This is a genomic window from Streptomyces sp. NPDC096176, assembly GCF_044763255.1.
Lineage (GTDB): Bacteria > Actinomycetota > Actinomycetes > Streptomycetales > Streptomycetaceae > Streptomyces.
Window position 1 is genome coordinate 244,050 of sequence record NZ_JBIWFV010000005.1, and the last position, 16,812, is coordinate 260,861.

General features: G+C 70.8%; 15 protein-coding genes. 8 read left to right on the forward strand and 7 right to left on the reverse strand.

What is annotated here, in order from left to right:
* Positions 1 to 43: 43 nt before the first annotated feature.
* Positions 44 to 1,453, reverse strand: coding sequence for a DUF2252 domain-containing protein (locus ACIQ7Q_RS15870; RefSeq protein ID WP_403861171.1), 1,410 nt, complete (start codon positions 1,451 to 1,453; stop codon positions 44 to 46).
* Positions 1,450 to 2,091, reverse strand: coding sequence for a potassium channel family protein (locus ACIQ7Q_RS15875; protein ID WP_403861174.1), 642 nt, complete (start codon positions 2,089 to 2,091; stop codon positions 1,450 to 1,452). The genes ACIQ7Q_RS15870 and ACIQ7Q_RS15875 overlap by 4 nt, the downstream gene beginning before the upstream one ends.
* A 235-nt stretch (positions 2,092 to 2,326) precedes the next feature.
* Here ACIQ7Q_RS15875 and ACIQ7Q_RS15880 point away from each other — a divergent pair, with 235 nt between their 5' ends.
* The 5 genes from ACIQ7Q_RS15880 to ACIQ7Q_RS15900 all read left to right on the forward strand — a co-directional run bounded on the left by ACIQ7Q_RS15880 (position 2,327) and on the right by ACIQ7Q_RS15900 (position 7,078).
* Complete coding sequence (locus tag ACIQ7Q_RS15880) at positions 2,327 to 2,989, forward strand: HdeD family acid-resistance protein (protein WP_403861177.1); 663 nt, start codon at positions 2,327 to 2,329, stop codon at positions 2,987 to 2,989.
* 129 nt (positions 2,990 to 3,118) lie between these two features.
* Entirely contained in the window at positions 3,119 to 4,465 is a 1,347-nt protein-coding gene (locus tag ACIQ7Q_RS15885) for a hypothetical protein (RefSeq protein ID WP_403861180.1), read from the forward strand.
* A gap of 242 nt (positions 4,466 to 4,707) precedes the next feature.
* A complete protein-coding gene (locus ACIQ7Q_RS15890) occupies positions 4,708 to 5,169 on the forward strand; it encodes an SHOCT domain-containing protein (protein ID WP_403861183.1) in 462 nt (153 codons plus the stop codon).
* A gap of 30 nt (positions 5,170 to 5,199) precedes the next feature.
* A complete protein-coding gene (locus ACIQ7Q_RS15895; RefSeq protein ID WP_403861186.1) occupies positions 5,200 to 5,652 on the forward strand; it encodes a hypothetical protein in 453 nt (150 codons plus the stop codon).
* Between the two features lie 163 nt (positions 5,653 to 5,815).
* The gene (locus ACIQ7Q_RS15900) at positions 5,816 to 7,078 is read left to right on the forward strand and encodes a diacylglycerol/lipid kinase family protein (RefSeq protein WP_403861189.1); all 1,263 of its coding nucleotides are present in this window, start codon (positions 5,816 to 5,818) and stop codon (positions 7,076 to 7,078) included.
* 89 nt (positions 7,079 to 7,167) lie between these two features.
* On the opposite strand, the gene ACIQ7Q_RS15905 is transcribed toward ACIQ7Q_RS15900, so the two are convergent.
* The 4 genes from ACIQ7Q_RS15905 to ACIQ7Q_RS15920 form a co-directional block, all read right to left on the reverse strand.
* Positions 7,168 to 7,659 (reverse strand): hypothetical protein, encoded by a 492-nt coding sequence (locus ACIQ7Q_RS15905; RefSeq protein WP_403861192.1) that lies wholly within the window; start codon positions 7,657 to 7,659, stop codon positions 7,168 to 7,170.
* 118 nt (positions 7,660 to 7,777) lie between these two features.
* The gene (locus tag ACIQ7Q_RS15910) at positions 7,778 to 8,536 is read right to left on the reverse strand and encodes an adhesin (RefSeq protein ID WP_403861195.1); all 759 of its coding nucleotides are present in this window, start codon (positions 8,534 to 8,536) and stop codon (positions 7,778 to 7,780) included.
* Positions 8,537 to 8,837: 301 nt separating this feature from the next.
* Entirely contained in the window at positions 8,838 to 10,277 is a 1,440-nt protein-coding gene (locus ACIQ7Q_RS15915; RefSeq protein ID WP_403861198.1) for a glycosyltransferase family 39 protein, read from the reverse strand.
* Between the two features lie 282 nt (positions 10,278 to 10,559).
* On the reverse strand, positions 10,560 to 13,136 hold the full coding sequence (locus tag ACIQ7Q_RS15920) for a serine hydrolase (protein ID WP_403861201.1): 2,577 nt from the start codon (positions 13,134 to 13,136) through the stop codon (positions 10,560 to 10,562).
* A 214-nt stretch (positions 13,137 to 13,350) separates the two neighbouring features.
* Here ACIQ7Q_RS15920 and ACIQ7Q_RS15925 point away from each other — a divergent pair, with 214 nt between their 5' ends.
* The 3 genes from ACIQ7Q_RS15925 to ACIQ7Q_RS15935 all read left to right on the forward strand — a co-directional run bounded on the left by ACIQ7Q_RS15925 (position 13,351) and on the right by ACIQ7Q_RS15935 (position 15,630).
* Positions 13,351 to 14,082 carry a GPP34 family phosphoprotein gene (locus tag ACIQ7Q_RS15925; protein WP_403861204.1) on the forward strand — a complete coding sequence of 244 codons (732 nt, stop codon included), beginning with the start codon at positions 13,351 to 13,353 and terminating at the stop codon, positions 14,080 to 14,082.
* 300 nt (positions 14,083 to 14,382) lie between these two features.
* The gene (locus ACIQ7Q_RS15930; protein ID WP_403861207.1) at positions 14,383 to 15,252 is read left to right on the forward strand and encodes a helix-turn-helix domain-containing protein; all 870 of its coding nucleotides are present in this window, start codon (positions 14,383 to 14,385) and stop codon (positions 15,250 to 15,252) included.
* 168 nt (positions 15,253 to 15,420) lie between these two features.
* Positions 15,421 to 15,630, forward strand: coding sequence for a DUF397 domain-containing protein (locus ACIQ7Q_RS15935; protein ID WP_403861210.1), 210 nt, complete (start codon positions 15,421 to 15,423; stop codon positions 15,628 to 15,630).
* A 180-nt stretch (positions 15,631 to 15,810) separates the two neighbouring features.
* On the opposite strand, the gene ACIQ7Q_RS15940 is transcribed toward ACIQ7Q_RS15935, so the two are convergent.
* Positions 15,811 to 16,755, reverse strand: coding sequence for a hypothetical protein (locus ACIQ7Q_RS15940; RefSeq protein WP_403861213.1), 945 nt, complete (start codon positions 16,753 to 16,755; stop codon positions 15,811 to 15,813).
* Between the last annotated feature and the right edge of the window lie 57 nt (positions 16,756 to 16,812).

Here is a 16,812-nt window from a genome sequence, read left to right on the forward strand (position 1 = left end):
GGAGGCCGTGCAGCAGATCGGCCTCTGGAGGCTGTGCATCTGCTCAGAGCCGCTCCACCGTGATCCGGCCGGAGCCGACGGCGGCTTCCAGCGCCTCGAAGTCCCGCTCGTTCTGGTCGGCGTAGGACTGGGCGAACTCGGTGAGCGCGCGGTCGAAGCGATCGCTGCCGCCCAGGTAGGCGGCGATGGCGACGGGATCCCCCGAGCGGGCGTGGGCCCGTGCCAGGGATGCCCCGCACAACCGGCCGAAGAGGGAGAGCAGATCCGGCCCCATGGTCTCCGGCCGTGCGATGCCCTTCCAGTCCCACAGCTGGCGCACGTAGAAATCCCGTTCCTGCCCGTCGAGGCCCATGACGTGCGTCCAGCCGAGGAAGATGTCGCCGGCCGTCTGCATCAGGCGCTGCCCGGCCACCACCCGGCGGCCCTGGTTGTCGTAGCGTTCGCCGCCCCTGTGGGCGGCCAGCACCGACTCCTGGGCCTCCTTGGCCTGCAGCAGCAGCGGGTCGTCGTCGTCCCTGCCGAGCAGCAGCAGGATCCAGCAGCGCGTACCGACACTGCCGACGCCCACCACCTTCCTGGCCATGTCCACCAGGCGGTAGTGACGCAACAGGTGACGGCGTTCGGACGGCAAGGTCCGCGCATATCCGGCCAGGAGGCTCCGGAGCTCCTTCTCCCGCCCCTCCTCGGACGGGTCGGCCAGCAACTGGTCGAGCGGAGTGATCAGCGGCGGGTCCGGAGCGATGCGGCGGCCCTCGGCCGTGACACGGGTGAGCTTCGCGAAAGCCTGGAGATGGGTACGCGTGCGGGCCCGCGCCGTCGCTCTGGCGGTACGGCGCCTGGCCTCCTCGTCCATCGAGGAGGCCTGCAGCTGCCGCATCCGGTCGGCGTCGTCCTGGGCGTACCAGATGTCCAGGGTGCGCATGCCGGCGAACTCGCGCATCCGCTCCCGGTACGCCTTCACGCAGGCGCGCACGGCCCTGTTCTGCTCCTTGGACGAGAAGCCGTTCGCCCGGCTCGCTGTCACGAAGCTCGCTGCCAGCCGCTTGACGTCCCATTCGAACGGGCCGGGCAGGGTCTCGTCGAAGTCGTTGATGTCGAAGACGAGATGGCGCTCCGGCGAGGCGAGCAGCCGGAAGTTCAGCAGATGGGCGTCCCCGCAGAGCTGTACCTGCAGCCCGGTGTTGGGGAGGGGCGCCAAGTCGGCCGCCATGATCGCGGCCGCGCCGCGGTAGAAGCGGAACGGCGACTCCAGCATGCGGCCGTAGCGGATCGGCACCAACTCCGGTACTCGCTCAACCGACTGACGCTCTATCACCTCGATCGGGTCGGGTCGTTGCCGCGCCGTCTCGTACCAGCCGTGGCACGAACGCGACGCGCGCCATCGCGCGTCCCTGCCGTACGCCGCTCGCTCGGCCGGGGGCATGGACGCGGTGAAAGCACTGGGTACGGTCATGGTCCGGCCTCCCGGTCCGGCGTGTCGGGATCAGTCTCGGAACGCGGCCGGGCCGACGGCTCCCGGCGCTGCCGGCGCAGCCCCGCCTGGACCGCGCTCGCCAGCACCCGTGCGGCGACACCAACGAGAAGCAGCCCTCCCGCCATCTGCAGCATCGTCAGCACGCGCCCGGTCTGGGAGCGTGCCGTGATGTCCCCGAAGCCGACGGTGCTGAAGGTGGTGAGAGTGAAGTACAGGGCGTCCGTCCTGGTCAGCGGCTCGCTGAAGGAGCCCGCGCTGGAGAGGTCCAGCAGGTAGTAGGCGCAGGCGAAGAGGACCAGGAACAGCGCGAGCGTGGCAGCCAGGGCCTCGGCGGCCTTCAGGCGCGGGTGGGGTGAGCGCACGATGGCCCACACCTCCCACCCGAACACCAGCAGCACCGCCACCAGGCCGCACACGAGCAGCGCCGACGCGCCGGCCGTACCGCGCTCATCCAGCGGCAGCAGGTAGTAGGCGGTGACGAGGCCGACGGCGATGAGCACGGCGCGGGCGGCGGCCACGGCCGCCGCCCACCGGCGGCGGCGAAGCGGCCGGCGCCGCCGGCGCGCGTCCGGGCCGGACCGGGTGCGGTCCGGCCGGGCAGTGCTCGGATCGCTCATATCGTCTCTCTATCTTTCCGTCCAGCCGGAAGGCCGAGGGACAGGCGCCTTGAGATTCCACCTCACCGCCACGGCGGCGCCGACGGATCACCCTTGGTGGGTGACCCCGGCACCCGGTCACAGGCGTGACCCTGGAGCGGTCAAGGTCCGTCGCACAGCGCCCCACCGCACACCCCGTCACAGGCCGCCCCGTCGGCGGTCCGGAAGCGACCACTCGATCACGCGAGGAGGAGCCATGACCATGCCGCGTGGTCCGGCATCGCGCACTGGACAGGAACACGAGCCCGACGGGGGCACCCCCGGTCCGCTGGACGACCCCGCGCAAGCACTGGCGAGGCTCGGCCGTTCATGGACCTGGCTCCTGGGCTCGGCCGTCACGACGCTGGTGCCGGGCATCCTGGTGCTGGTGTGGCCGGAGGCGACCCTGCACGTCATGGCAGTCCTCATCGGCCTGTACCTGCTGGTGACCGGGGCGTTCCGGTTCGTGGCCGTCTTCGGCCGGGAGGAGCCCGGTGAACGGCTCCCAGGGCTGCTCCTCGCCGTGCTGTACGTCCTGGCCGGGGTGCTGTGCCTGCGGAACCCGTTGCAGACCATTGCCGCACTCTCGCTGATCGTCGGCGTCGTCTGGGTCGTGTCCGGCATCCTCACGCTCTACATGGCCATCGCCGCCAAGGATCTGCCGCACCGCGGCGTCGTCCTGGGTGTCGCGGTGCTCGGGATCGTCGCGGGGATCGTGGTGCTCGCCCTGCCGGCGGAGTCGGCCCGCGCCCTGACCCGGCTGCTCGGCCTGTGGCTCGTCCTGCTCGGTCTGGCCGAGGCGGTGGTCGCCCTCGCGTGGCGGACCGCGCTCCGAAAGACGCACACCACGGGGCCGCACTCCCCCGCCGAGTCCGCCTGACACCGCACCCGCCCCGCCGCTCCGGCGGGGCGCGGCAGACACACCGGACCCGTGCTGTCGCCTTCCCCTCCGTCATTCGGAGCCGCAGCCGCCGCGGCCAGGACGGCGCACCCACGGAAAGGAGCAGCCATGAACCCGGACGCGACCCTGGATCCACCGGACCCGGGCGACTCCGCCCCGAAATACGTCATGAACGCCGAGGAACGAGCGGAGTACGAGCGACTGCGCCGGCACGCGGCAGTGCACCACCGGCGGATACGCCTGGCCGGCTCCTCGGTCCTCCTCCTGGTGGCCTTGCTGCTCGCGCCCCTGGCCGTCGTCGCGGCATGGGTCCATGACACGGTCTCCGACACCGACCGGTACGTGGCGACCGTCGCGCCGCTGGCGTCCGAGCCGGCCGTGCAGGAGGCCGTGATCAACCGGCTCACGGACCGCGTGGTGGAGAACGTGAACGTCGAGGCGATCACGGACGCGCTCGCCGGGGCCCTGCAAGACGCCGGGGCACCGCCCCGTGTCGTGGAGGGGGCCGACGCCCTCACGGGTCCACTGCGCAACGCGGTCAGGACCGTCGTGGACCGCACCGTCAGCCGCGTGATCACCAGCGACGTCTTCCAGCAGGCGTGGGAGGGCGCCAACCGGCGGGCACACGCCGCGGTGGTGAACATGCTCACCGGTGACAACAAGGGTGCCGTGCGCGCCGAGGGCGACACCGTCCAACTGGACGTGGGAGAGGTCATCGACCAGGTGCGGCAGCGGCTCGTCGACGCGGGCTTCGACAAGGCGGCCGCCATCCCGGACTCCGACCGGACGATCACGCTGTTCCAGGTCGAGGAGCTGGGCAAGGCGCAGGACGCGATGCGGCTGCTGGACATTCTCGGCACCTGGCTGCCCGTGGTGACCGTGGCCTTGGCCGCGCTCGCCGTGTGGACCGCTCCGTCCCACCGCGTCATGCTGGTGATCACGGCCACGGGGCTGGGCGTGATGATGGTGCTCCTGCTCGTCGCCCTGGCCCTCGCACGACGGGTCTATCTGGACTCGGTCCCACCCTCGGCGCTGCCCCCCGACGCCGCCGCCGCGATCTACGACATGTTCGTCCGCTTCCTGCGCAACACCACCCGCACCTTGCTGGTCGTCTTCGTGATCACGGCGCTGGCCGCCTACCTCTACGGTCCCGGTCGCCTCGCCCGCGCCGTACGGGCAACGACCGAACGGAGCACGACGGCCGCCGGCCGGGCGCTGCATCGCGCCGGAGTGCACACCGGATCCACAGGACACTGGCTCACGGGCCACCGGGCGTGGACCACCGGCATCGTCATCGCCGCCGGGGCGCTGGCGCTGATCCTCTGGAACCACCCCACGGTTGGAGCAGTGGCGCTCGTCCTCGGCATCACCGTGGCCCTCCTGATCGTCCTCGCGGTCCTCGCGGCCGCCACGGGCCCGGCCGCCGGACGGGAGGACCGGGCTGCGGCCCCGTGAGTCACGGCCGGGAGACCAGGCCTCGGGCGCGCGTCGACCGGCACACGGTGTCCCGAAGGCGTACGGCAGCGCGCGCCACGGTGGGCCTGCGGTCGCGGGCCACGACCCGGCTGCCTGTCCCGGCTGTCGCCGGAAGGCGCAAGCTCACCCGGGCCGGGTGAGGCCACCCGGCCCCTGTCGACCCACGCTGAAGACAGCACGCAACGGCGGCCGGACGAGAGCGCCGGGGACGGAGGAAAGAGATGAGCGCGCAGACGTACCTCGCGTACGACTACCCCCTGCTGAGCGTCTTCTGGAGCATGCTCGTGTTCTTCCTGTGGATCATGTGGTTCATCCTGCTATTCCGCATCATCACCGACATCTTCCGTGACGATGCGCTGAGCGGGTGGGCGAAGGCCGGTTGGCTGGTGTTCACCATCGTGCTGCCCTTCCTGGGCGTCTTCGTCTACGTGATCGCCCGCGGCAAGAACATGGGCCGCCGGGAAATAGCACAGGCTCGAGCACACCAAGAAGCCTTCGACGCCCACATCAGGGAGGCCGCAGGCGGGAAGGGTCGGTCCAGCAGCGTCGACGAACTCGCCAAGCTGTCCGAGATCCGCGCCCGCGGCGACATCACGGACGAGGAGTTCCGCAGGGCCAAGGAACTGGTCCTGACCGGCCAGGCGGAGCACACCGGCTCCACCGCCCGCACCCCCGGCCGCTGAGCAGCCGGGCAACACGAATCGAGGCGCAGAATGACCGCGACACGCACACCGCCGGCACACACGGCGAAGCAGGAGTGGGCCACCGGCCTGGCCGGCTTCGCGGCCGTGATGCTTTTCCTCGTCGGCCTGGTCGCCATCTTCCGGGGCATCATGGCCATCGCCGAGGACGACATCTTCGTCACGACGCCCAACTACGTGTTCGAGTTCGACCTGACCAGTTGGGGCTGGATCCACCTCGTGCTGGGCGCGATCGCCGTGATCGTCAGCATCGGGCTGCTCCGGAACGCGGTGTGGGCGCGGGTCACCGGCGTGGCCATCGCCGGACTCGTCATCATCGCCAACTTCCTCTCCATGCCGTACTACCCGGTGTGGTCGGTCGTGATGATCGCGCTTTCGGGCTTCATCATCTGGGCCCTGTGCGTGCTCCAGAGCGGCGGCAACCTCTTCGACCTGTCCGAGGACCGCTCACCACGCAACATGTGAGGCCGCACCGGGCGGACCGCCCGGAGGGCAAGGGCGGGGCGGGCAAGGGATCGCGAGGAGAAGGGCCTGACGGGTGACACGACACGGCGGGCACACGAGGACTTCGGGTGGGGCAGGGGCCGCACCGATACGCGAGGGCAGTCCCGGACGGGCTCGCCTCGCCGTGCTCGCCCTGCTGGTAACCGTCCTGGTGCCGCTCGTCGCCGCCGGTCTGCGGAGCGTGCTGTGGGTACTGGTCGGCGTCGCCGGACTGGCGCTCGCCGCCGTCGGGCTGTGGTGGGCCCTGGCGCACACCGGCGCGCTTCGTGCCCTTGGAACGGCCCTGTCGGTGACCGCGCCGGTCGCCGTCCTCGCCGTGTACGCCGCGTCCGGCATGCTGGGGCCGGCCTTGCTGTCCCTGGCCCTGTGGCTACTGGCCGTAACGGCGGCGCGCTCGGCCCTGACACCTCGTCGCCCCGCCTCCGAGCAGGCTCTCGCCGAGACGCCCCACGCCCCTTGGGCGCTCATGAACCCGCGCTCCGGCGGCGGCAAGGTGGGCCGTTTCCATCTCGTGGAGAAGGCCCGGGCTGCGGGCTGCCGGGTGGAGCTGCTCGACGCGGGCCGGGACATCGTCGAGCTGGCCCGGCGGGCCGTCGCCGAGGGGGCCGATCTGCTGGCGGTGGCGGGGGGTGACGGCACCCAGGCGCTGGTGGCCGAGGTCGCGGCGCGCCACGACCTGCCGTTCGTGGTGATTCCCGCCGGTACCCGCAACCACTTCGCCCTCGACCTGGGCCTGGACCGCGACGATCCGGTGGCCGCCCTGGCAGCCCTGACCCAGGGCGTCGAACTCCGCGTCGACCTCGGGTACGCCGCTGACCGGGTCTTCGTCAACAACGCCTCGTTCGGAACGTACGCGTCCGTCGTCGTCGACCCCTCGTACCGGGATGCCAAAGCCCGCACGACCCTGCGAACCCTCCCCGGCCTCCTCACCGGCGAGGACGCACCCAGGCTGAGGGCGCGAGCCGACCGGACGCACGTCGACGGACTTCAGGCGCTGCTCGTCAGCAACAACCCTTACGGACGTGCCGTCGACGCTGCCCGTCCGGGGCGCAGGGAGCGGCTGGACTCGGGACTCCTCGGCGTGGTGTGCGTGCGGGTCGGCAACACCGCGCAGGCGGCACGCATGGTGCGCGGTCCGCGCTCCGGGGGACTCGTCCGGCTGAGCGCCGAGGAAGTCGTCGTCGAAGCCGACACGGACACCCTTCCCCTCGGCATCGACGGAGAGCACGTCGTTCTGCCGTCACCCGTGGTGTGCCGCAGCGCGCCCGGGGCCCTCCGGGTCCGCGTGCCACGCCGTCGGCCCCACGCACCGCGCGTCATAGGCGGGGCGGCGGACTGGCCGCGCGTGGCACGGTTGGCGCTGGGCCGTCTGTCCCTGGGCCGCTGAGGACACGAGATCTCCGGCACAGCCGGAAACCGACGGGGCGGCGGCCGTCAACCAGCGGCGCTCACCGCGGCTCGCGGGAAAGCCTCAGGTCACCAGCAGTCGTCGCGGTCCCAGCGGCCGTTGCCGCCGGGGTGGGGGTCGTCGTCCCAGTCTTCGCGGCAGTTGTCGCGGCCCCTCCAGTCGTCGGACGGGGTCGCGGAGGGGCCGGGCGCCGTGGAGCTCGCGGCTGCGGGCGGTGAGGACGGGGACGAGGGACGGGTGCTCGGCGGCATCGGAATCGAAGGGGACGCGCTCGGCGTCGGCCGGGCGGTGGTGGTGACGAGGGCGGCGGGCTCGGGGGCCGAGGGCTTGGCGCTCGGGGTGGGGAGGGCGTCCGTCGGCCTGATCAGGTTGGGGCGGCCGCCGACCTCGATGTCGGCCACGGGGGCGACCGGCTCGCCCACCGCTTCGCCGTTGTCGCCGCCGATCAGCAGCGCGGCACCCGTGAGCAGTGCGCCCGCCGCGAGGGCTGCACAGATGCCCAGCAGCGTCTTGGGGCGTGCCGGGGCACGATGACGGCCCGGTATGGGTGTGGCGGGCACCGTGCACTCCTCGCACGTGCGTCCCGTGCGTCTGCATCCCTCGCAAACCATGTCGGACACTATGCAGCACCGCCATACGCCCTGACAGGCGCGGGGTGGCAACGTTGCGGAATCGGGTTCAGGCGCGGCATTCCGCCCGCATTTGTGCCGCTCCGTGGTGGGCTCCGCCACGGTCGTCGGCGCCCCAGTCCTGGCCGCGGTCGACCAGTTGTACCGTCAGCTGCTGGTCGTGGACCGGGACCTTCTCGATGACCAGTCCTCTGCCGCGCAGCTTCGTCTGGTCGATCTCGAACGTCTTCACGGTGCTGCCCGGGTCCTCGGGGTCCTTCAGCACGTTGTACGTGGTCGGCTGCCCCGCGGCGTCGCGGTCGCGGCCGCTGTCCGGGACGACAACGGCGATCGAGCAGGTGCGGTAGCCGCTGCCGACGTACCAGAACCACGTCGCGGAACCTCCGCGGTCCTCGGTGCGGCTGCCGGACATCGGGATCGCCGTGAAGCTGCCGTCGCAGCCGTCGCCTCGATGGCCGCCGGAGCTGACGGTGTACCAGCCGTCGTCGCCGTCCCTGAAGCGACCCTCCTCTCGGTAACGGCCGCCTCCGGTGCAACCGGGCCCGGCCCAGGCCGAGTACGACGGGCCGGACGGCTCGTTCGGCGCCTTCGGGTCCTTCGGCTTCGGCGTCGACGGGGGCTTCGGCCGAGCGCGGGCGGGCGGCGGCGAGGTTTCCGGCGGCTCCGTGGGGGCGATCCGCTCGGGCGCGCCCCCGAGGTCGCCCGGTTCTCCCGCGGCTCCGGGCGCCGGTCCGCCGGCGCGTTGCGAGCCGCTTCCGGACGGGTCGCAGGCGACGAGCGCGGGTATGAGCACCGTGAGCGCAACCACCCCTGCCAGCAGAGCCTTTCCGGATCTGAGCAGCGGGCGAGCGCACCCGCCGAATCCTTCGGACCTGCCGCATGCACGCGGCAGCACCCCCGTGCCGCGGACATCGTCTTCGCCGCCGCATCGCTCACACGCCATGTCGCACCCGAACCCGTAGACACCGACTTTTGGGTAGGTCAATGCGCGACAACTATGCATGAGCGGAAGCGGGCAGATAAGTGTTAACGCGGGTAAGAATGAAGGGAATTGGCGTGCCTACCGAGGCCGGGGGCGTCGGGTGGGACGTCGGCGGCGGGCGGCGGCGTCAGCGCCCGGAACAGTGCCCCGGGCGCGCGTAGACCATGATCCGTGCGCCGGTGACTTCCTTGCTGCTGCACTGCTCGAAGTGGTCGCGGAGCGTCGCCCGCTTGGTGATCTCCTGCTCGTCCACATCGAGGGGGCTCCCCTCGGGGTCGCCCAGCACGACGATGCGGTCCAGGGCGAGCATGCCCGCGCGCGTCCGCTCCGGCGATATCTCTTCGCCGTACAAGGAGTCGGAGGTGGTCACCTTCTGCGCCAGCGCCACGTCGCGAAGGCCCCGGAACTCCTCCGGACGGGCCAGGGTCCAGACCCGCCGCCTGGCCGGGGTGAACACAACGCCGTCGCCGGGCTCCGCGGCTTCCGCCACCGCCGAGGCCACAGCAGTCGCGTCGTCCACGCGACTCTCCGGGCTGCGCAGGTACACGGCCACGGGCACCAGGGCCACGAGCACGGCAGCCACCGAGAGGGACGAGATCCACTTCCGCCGCGAGCTCCGGCCCGGCCCGTCGTGCGGCAGGAACATCCGGTCGAGCGCAGCCCCCAGCAGCAGCGCGAACCCTATGACGTAATAGAGGACGTAACGCTCGACGTACATCGGCTTCAGCTGGGAAACCAGCAGGAGGGCGACCGTGGGCAGCGTCAGCAGGGGGACCGCGAGCGTCCGCAGCCGAATCGGTCCGCGGGCACGCACGGGCGTACGGGCACACCGCAGGCCCACGGCCGCCATGGCCGCGAAGGTCAGCAGCTGGACGGGGTCGGGCCACAGGATCCAGCCGACCTGTTCCGACTGGCTCATGCTGAACAGCGCGAGCGGGGCGAGACCCGCGACAACGCCGGCGGCCACCCGGCTCCATGCCCGCTTGACCTGCCGCGGTACACCGGAGAGCAGCACCGTCGCGCCGTGCGCCGTCAGCATCAGCACGGCGAACTCGTGCAGCAGACAGGCGGCCAGAGCCACGACCGCGTAGGCGGCCCACCGGCCTTTCGTCGGCCGGGACATGGCGCTCACCAGGAGGTAGGTGGCCCAGGCGACCAGCGCGCACACGACCGCGTAGGAACGGCCTTCCTGCGCGTACTCCTGCACAGCGGGGATCACCGGGAAGACCAGCCCGGCGAAGAGGCCCGCCCTCGGTCCGGCGAGGCGGTGGCCGAGCAGCCCGATGCCCGCGGCGGCGGCGGCCGTGGCCAGCACGGACGGCAGCCGGAGGGTGACGAGGTCCCCTCCGAACACGGAGAACAACCCGTGCATCAGGACGTAGTACAGCCCATGGACGGCGTCTGCGTTCTGCAGCGTGTGGAACAACTCGGGCAGGGTCCGGTGCGCCATGTCGTACGTGACGACCTCGTCCCGCCAGACGCCACCGTCGCGGCGGATGCCCCACAGCCCGAGGACGAGCGCCACCGTCAGGGGAATCAGGGCGGTGGCGGTCCGGCTCGTCCACACCGCACGTTCCGCGGCGACGGCCGGAGAGGCGTTCAGCGTGGTGGCGATGACGGACTCCTGAAGAGCGTGTCTGTGTGGTGGGGCGCGTCTGTACGTGAAGGGGCGTGTCGGCGGGCGCGATGGAGGCCATCCACATTACTGGGCGGCGCACAAGGGCCTCCGGCGCGGGCGGAGATGAGCACCGACGGCGGTCGCACGCATATGAGGACGTGAGGAGGGGGAGCCCCGATCGGGCTCCCCCTCCTCACGTGGCGCTGCGCGTTCGCCGCCGACCCGGCCCGGTCAGCCGAGACGGGTCAGCTTGGCGCCGAAGCCGGGCTCCTCGAGGTCCTTCTGGAGAGCGACCGGGGCGCTGACCTTGCCGACGCCCTCTCCGACGGAGACCTGGCCGACGAGCGTGCCCGCCTTCGCCGCATGCGGGATCGCGCCGCCCTTGCCGGCGATCTCGATCTTCACGTCGAGTCCTGCCCAACCGACGGCCTTGAGGTCCTTGGTGGCGACGACCGGGGTACGGCCGCCGAGGCCGTCGTCGACGTGGCCGACGACATCGCCCTTCTTGACGACCGTGGCGGAGGTGACGGCCTCCTGCGCCGGCGGGATCACCGCGATGCTGTAGTCGATCGCCTTCTCCAGCTTCTGCCAGAGCAGGGGAGCGTCCTGAGCGCCCATCACTATCCCGACGATGAGCCGGACCTCGCCGTCGACGACGGCGTTGGCGGACCAGAGGAGATTGCCGCCGGCCGGAGTGGAGGAACCGGTCTTGATGCCGCCGACGCCGTCCATCATGAGGGCGCGGTCGTTGTTGTTACGGATCGCTCCGTCGATGCCCGGGATCTCGGCCTGCGTCATGTTCACGATCTCGCGGAACACGTCGTACTCCATGACCGCCTTGCCCAGCTTGAGCTGGTCCAGCGGGGTGGAGACGGTGCTGGCCTTGAGACCGCTCGGGTCGGTGTAGGTGCTGTTCGTCATCCCGAGCTCCTTGGCGGCGTCGTTCATCTTCTTGACGAACGCCTCCTCGGAACCGGCGTCCCAACGGGCGAGCAGACGGGCCGCGTTGTTCCCCGACGGGATCATCAGCAGCTGGAGCATCTGCTTCTCGGTGAACTGCTGGCCCTCCTTGATCGGAGCCGTCGACTCGCTCTTCGCCTTCGACTCCTCCTCGGCCTTCTTGTCGACGGTGATCTTCGGGCCGACTTCCTTGCCCTTGATCGGGTGGTCCCTGAGGATCACGTACGCCGTCATGGTCTTCGCGACGCTCGCGATGGGGGCGGGCTTCTGGGCGCCGTACGTGCCGAGGCTGCCGACGCCGACGACCTCGGCGGCCCCCTGACCCTCGGCGGGCCACGGCAGCTCGAGCGGGCCCCCCTCGAAGGTGTACGTCTCCTTCGCCGAGAGCGTCAGCGAGGGCTCCGGAAGCGGGCGCACCAGCTGCACGACTGCAAAGACGATCAGGAGCAGCAGGACCAGCGGCGTCCAGATCTTGACGCGCCGCACGACCGTGCGGACCGGGGTCTCCGGCGGCGGCGGGGTGTTCGTCAGCTCCGCGAGCAGATCGAGCGGCGGCAGCGGAGGCATCGGCTGCTGCCTGGTCCGCTCGGTCTCGCCGAGAGAGGCGGGCGCCTGCGCGGACGGAAGCGCCTGCGCGGCGGCCGGCTGCGGCTCGGGCTCGCGGCTCTCAGGAGCTGCGGGCGGCGTGGACCCGGAAGGCGGCGTGGGCCGGGAGGGCGGCGTGGACGGTGTCGGCCGCACGTCGTCGCGGCGCAGCGGCACGAAGGTGCTGGTGCGCTCGGCGTCGGTCTCCGGCTCGGGATCGGCCGCGGGCTCGGCCTTGGGCTCCGCCTTGGGTTCGCCCGCGGGCTCGGCCTTGGGCTTGGGGAGCGGGGGCACTTTCAGCGCGGTGGTGGGCTGGTCGACGACAGGACGACGCAGCGCCTTGAACACCGTGGTCGGCTGATCGACAGCACGGTCCGCGGGCTCGGTGGGAGCGTCTTCGCTCTTTGCTTCCGCACTGTCGGAAGAGATGGAGGCGGGGGCAGGGGAAGCTTTCCGCGCGTTCCCGTCCTCGCCGACGGCCGCGTCGCCGGAGGGGGCATCGTCGGAGGAGTCGCCGTCGGACTCGGCCGATTCATCCGGTTCGCCCGACTCATCGGGCTCGTCAGACTCCTCGACAGTCTGGGACTTTGACGCCTTTTCGACTTCCGCAGGCTTGGGCGCGCTGCCGGCGGGCTCCTCCGTCTCGGTCGAGGCGTCACCCTCCGACGCGACCCCGGCGTCCGCGCCGTCGGTCAGATCGTCGGCCGGGGCGTCGACCTCGGAAGCGGCGTCCGGTGCCGCAGGCGCTTCCTCACCGGCCGTTCCGTCCGTCTCGGCAGGTGCCCGACCCGCGCCCGGCTCCTCGGCCTCTGCCGGGGCCTGCGCGCCCTCCGCCGCCTCGGCGGCGTCCGGCTCGGCGGCGTCCGGCTCCTCGGCGTCCGGCTCGTCGGCCGTTGCCACCCATGCGGCAACCGCTGCCCGCAGGCGTGCGTCATTGCCCTCCGGGGCGGCGTCCCGCTCGCCCGCGTCGTCCACCGCGGGGGCCTTGAAGACCGCCGTCGGCTGGTCCAAGGGAGCCGGGCGCTCCGCGGCATCGTCCGAGGGGGGTGCGTCATGACCGGAGTCACCGCCCCGCGCGGGGGCGTCACCTTGCGCGGGTGCGCTTCCCTGTGCGGACGCGGACGCCGTGCCGCGCCCCGGGGAGGCCTGACGGAACACGGCGAGTCGCGGGTCGCGCTCCTCCCGAGTCGTCTCCCCCGACGACTTCCGCTGCTCCGACTTGTCGGGGGACTCGCCCGCCACCGTGCCTCCTCCATGAGTCATGTGCCATGCGTATGTCTTCACGGGCACCCGGAGCCGGCGGTCCGCCGACGGCTCGAGGTGTCCGAACCATCTACCAGTGTCCTGTGTGAGCGCTTGGCTCCCGTGCTAGACGAGAACGACATACCTATCGGTTCCCTAACAAAGCACCCAGGCGCTCTCGACAGACCAATGTGAGAGGGGTCACCCTGTCATTCATCCACGCGGGGAGGCATGGATGGGCAGGAGCCGCAGAACACTTCCGGAGGAGCTTCTGCTGCTCGCTCTGGACCCGACAACGGGTACCACAGCGCAGCCGCAGTCGCTCGACCTCGGCCTGGCCGGGGCACAGCTAGTAGAGCTGGCTCTGGCAGGACGGATAGCCCCAGACGGGGATCGTATCGCCGTGGTGATGCCACGGCCGACAGGAGATCCGACTCTGGACTCCGCACTGGAACTGCTGCGCAGACGCGGCAGCCCGGTGCGCGCGGTCCACTGGATCGGCGGGCCCCGGTTGGGGCTGCGCCAGATTTACCTCTCGCATCTGGAGCGGTGCGGCATGGTGCATGCCGTGGCGGGCCAGATGTGCGGAGTGCTGCCGACGACTCGCTACCAGGCGACGGACACGGCCATCAGCCGGGACATCAGGGCCCGGCTGGACAGTGCGATCCGCACCGGTGTACCGCCGGACCCGCGGACCGCGGCGCTCGCCGCCCTGGCCCACGCGGTCGGTCTCGGCAAGCACCTGTACCCGGGTAACGAAGGGCGTTCCTCGCGGTCCCGTCTGCGGGACCTCATCAGGCACGACCCCATGGGCGGCCTCGTCGCGCACGCGGTGATGGACGTTCAGAACGGTGTGGCCGCACAGCCGCGCCGCAACCCGGCAGCGGCCCCCGGCGGCCGCCAGCCGGGGCCCGTACCGATGCAACCACGCCGCGGCAGCATGGCCGCACGTGTCGCCGCGCACTGAGCGCGTCGACGCACCACCGGCAGAGCCGCCGAACAGCACGACATCAGCACCGCACCACTGAACGACCGCACGTCCGCACAACAGAACACCCCATCGCGGGACCACCCCACCGACGTCCCCAAGACCGGTTCGGGAGCCGCAGGTCGAACGCGCGGGGCAGCCACGCCGCTGCCCCGCGCGTTCGTATGTGTAGCGGCAGCGTTCACGTGTGTAGCCATTTGGCAGCGCAGCGACCACCATTGGTGGCAATCTGCTCAGCAGTAGATACGCACAGCTACGCAAGCCGGAGGTGCAGTTTCCGTGGCGTCCAACGTCAATCCCACCGTCAGGAGACGCCGATTGGGGCAGGAGCTGCGCCGGCTCCGGGAGCTGAAGGGCATGACGGCCGAGGAGGTCGCGGAGCGGCTGTTGGTCTCCCAGTCGAAGATCAGCCGTCTCGAGAACGGCCGCCGCTCCATCAGCCAGCGCGACGTCCGTGACCTGTGCGGGGTGTACGAGGTCGAGGACCACCGGATCGTCGACTCGTTGATGCAGATGGCCAAGGACTCCCGCCAGCAGGGCTGGTGGCACGCCTTCGGCGACATCCCGTACAGCGTGTACATCGGCCTGGAGACCGATGCGGCCAGTCTGCGCGTGTACGAGCCGCAGGTTGTCCCCGGACTGCTGCAGACGCGGCAGTACGCGGAGGCGCTCATCGCCGGAGCGCTGCCCGAGAGCGGAGCGACCGATGTCGAGAAGCGCGTCAGCGTCCGTCTGCGCCGCCAGGAGCGCATCAGGGACACCGAACATCCCCTGCGTCTGTGGGTGGTGATCGACGAAGCGGCGCTGCGCCGGCAGGTCGGCGACAAGCAGCTGATGCGCGAGCAGCTCGAGCACCTGGTGGAGCTGTCGCAGCAGCCGCATGTCACCGTGCAGGTGCTGCCGTTCGAAATGGGCGCGCACCCGGGCATCAACGGTCAGTACGCGATCCTCGAGTTCCCCGACGCCTCGGACTCGAGCGTCGTCTACATCGAGGGTGTGACCAGCGATCTGTACCTGGAGAAGGCCAACGACGTGCAGAAGTACAGCGTGATGTACGAGCATCTGCGCGCGCAGGCCCTCAACGTGGATCAGACGCGGCAGTTCATCGCCGAGATCGCCAAGATGTACGCCCAGGGCGACCCCGCCTGAGCGGGGGCGCACGGTACACCAGAGCTCCCGTGCGACGGAAGAGTCGCATGGAATATGCCATCCGGTCGAGTGAACGCCCATCTCACGCGCCCGGCTCGGCGAGTAGCGTCGATCACGCCAGCAAGAACGTTGGCTCAGATCACCCCACTTGCCGGAAGCGGAGCGAACATGGCAATCCTTCAGGGCGCCACGGAGACCTGGACGAAGTCCTCGTACTCCACCGGAAACGGCGCATGCGTAGAGGTCAAATCCCCTGTCGCGCAGGAGATTTCCGTGCGGGACTCGAAAGTCACCGCAGGTCCGACGATCACATTCGTACCCGAGTCGTGGAATGCGTTCGTGAACGAAGTGGGCGCGAGCGCGTTCGGGCTCGACTGAGCGCGTCGGGACCCGCAGCACCCGAACGACACGCAGCAACGATTCGCACCAGCGAGCTGCGCGCTACAAGCAAAATGCAAGAGACAGTACCGAGGGCCCTCTCGACTGGTTCGCCGTCCCGGCCGAGGGGGCTCGGCCATGGCCGGACGCCCCCCACCGCGCTCCCGGCGCCTGCCCGGTTCAGCGCAGCCGGTCGACGTAGCGATCAGTCCCGGGAACGGTCGGCACGAACGGCGCCACGAGCTCGACCCTCCCCAGCCCCGACTCGGCGACCACGACGTCGAGCCCGGTGAACTCGGCGTCCCATCGTTCGCGCGGGTCCGCCTGGAGGAACCAGAGCAGCGTCAGCCGGCAGTCCACGCCCTCCACCTGCTTCACGTAGGTCATCCGGTCGCCGGGCAGCGGGGTCGGCCTGAAAATGGTCACCATCGAGGCACACGAGCCCGTGAGCCTCCTCGGCAGGTGCTTCGTACGGAGCCACTCCAGCAGTTCCGCCCGCTGTGCGGGGCCCTCTGCGTCGATGACCTGCAGCAGGAGACCGGCGTATGGGTGATCCAGGGCATGCCGGTCGCGCGGGCCGGCGGCTCCGTCACGGTAGACCGTTGCCTCGTGGTCCTGGAAGGCCGTGAAGACGTGCGTACGCTGCTGGTGCACGCGGCCGTCGCGGTTGAGGCGCTTGTTGATGGCGACGGTCCACTTCATGTGGTCGGCGTACCGGCCCTCGGTGATCCAGTACGTCGAGATGTAGCACCCGGCGGTCACGGGCTGCGCCACAGCCGACTTCTCCGGGTAGCGCAGCAGTTGGAGGTCCCTGGTCGCCACCCAGCGGCGGCCGGCGAAGATCCAGGGCATCGCCGTCGCGCCCGCGTAGTAGTGGTCGTCCTCGTACCAGCGGTTGTACGCGTACTCGTGGCCGGGATGTGGTTCGACCACGGTGATCAACGCGTGGCCCGGGCGGACTCCGTACGGGCCGACGGCGGCCAGTTCGGCGTACACCTCGCTGCGCGTGTCCTCTCCGTGCGTGCCGTTGGTGTGCGTGCCGTCATTGCGGGTGGCCTCTTTGCGGGTGGCCTCATTGCGCCTGCCCTCATTGCGCGTGGCCTCTTTGCGCGTGTCCTCGCTCATGGCGCTCCCCTTCCTTTCGCCTGCGGACGGACCTACTCTGACGATCCGTCAGACAAT